This window comes from Treponema sp. R6D11, assembly GCF_054786075.1.
In genome coordinates, this window is sequence record NZ_BDHD01000335.1 from 1 (window position 1) to 1,377 (window position 1,377).

Genomic DNA, 1,377 nt, shown 5'->3' on the forward strand with positions numbered 1-1,377 from the left:
CGCCCATTATAACGAATTTTTCCAAATTTATCGCCTCTATAATAGATTTTTTGTTCTATTTATTAGTATACCACAAATGCGCAAAAATACGCATCTCAAAAAGATTGTATTAGTATATAATAAAAAACTCATAATGTCAATAGCAAAATCCGACAAATTTCACTCCCCTAAATAACTTTTTCCAGCTTTTATATAATCATATTCCTCTCCTCACAACACCTTGGCGACAAATTGCGAAACAATTCTTGGTCTTTGCCCTCCGCAGGAGCCGTTTGGGGGCGTGGGGCGATCCGGAACGCCCCACGTTTTGCCTACTTTGTCGCACAAAGTAGGCCAACAAAAGACATCCCCCTACTCAATATCAATTATCCGCTTCCCCGCATATAAAAAAGTAGGAGGATTTTATGCAAAATGACATCGGGTTAGTTTTTTGTGGCGGTGGCGGAAAAGGCGCGTACCAAATCGGCGTGTGGCAAGCCCTGCGCGAATATAATTTTGACGAATTCATCGGCGCAACATCCGGCACATCTGTCGGCGCATTAAACGCAGCTCTTTTTTGCGCTAAAGACCTAAATAAAGCCCTAAAAGTCTGGCAAAGCATCAACCCGCAAGAAGTCCTCGCGCTTGATTATAACATAGATTTAGCCGACGGAGTGTTCGCAAATATCGCTCTTGGCAAGCTTGTCAAAAGTTCAATTGACGCAGAAAAAATATCAAAAAGCAAAATAGAATTTTACGCAACAGCAACAAAGCTTGGCAACATAGCAACCAAACTCCGCACGACCAACACAAGCAATAAACTAGTCGAAGGGCTCGCCTCTGTCGCCTTTATAAAATCGCTAAAAGCCGACGCAAAATGCGAATATTTCCATGTCAACAATGTACCTCTCGATAAAATCCCGAAAATCCTTCTCGCGTCTGCCGCGATCCCGATCGTCTTCCCCGCTGTTGAAATCGACGGATGCGAATATGTAGACGGCGGCGTCAAAGACAACATGCCGATAAAGCCATTATACGACATCGGCTACAAAAAATTCATCGTGATTTGCCTCGAAGAAGTCGGGTTCCTCCCATTTTTGCCATATAGAGACGCTAAGGCAGTATACCTGAACCTTGGCGAAAAAAGCAAAAAAGCCTGCCTGATAGACACGCTCAACTTCACGTCAAAAACCGCGCACGAATTCATACAAAAGGGTTACAAAGACACCGTCGCAAAAATGCACGAAATCTTCTCTTTGGTGAAATAAAAAAGAGCCGAAGCTCTTTTATTATATTTTTAATTAAAACGAAAATCCAAGTTTCATATCCCTAGGCATCTTCATGTTAGACCCGCCATCTGGACCAAAAGAATTATCTGTGCCAGCTCCATCATAGCTT

The 1,377-nt window shown here is 42.6% G+C and carries 1 protein-coding gene; it reads left to right on the top strand.

Features of this window, described 5'->3' with window-relative positions:
• Nucleotides 1-404 precede the first annotated feature (404 nt).
• A complete protein-coding gene (locus ACYVTD_RS12870; protein ID WP_461248143.1) occupies nt 405-1,247 on the top strand; it encodes a patatin-like phospholipase family protein in 843 nt (280 codons plus the stop codon).
• Nucleotides 1,248-1,377: the final 130 nt, after the last annotated feature.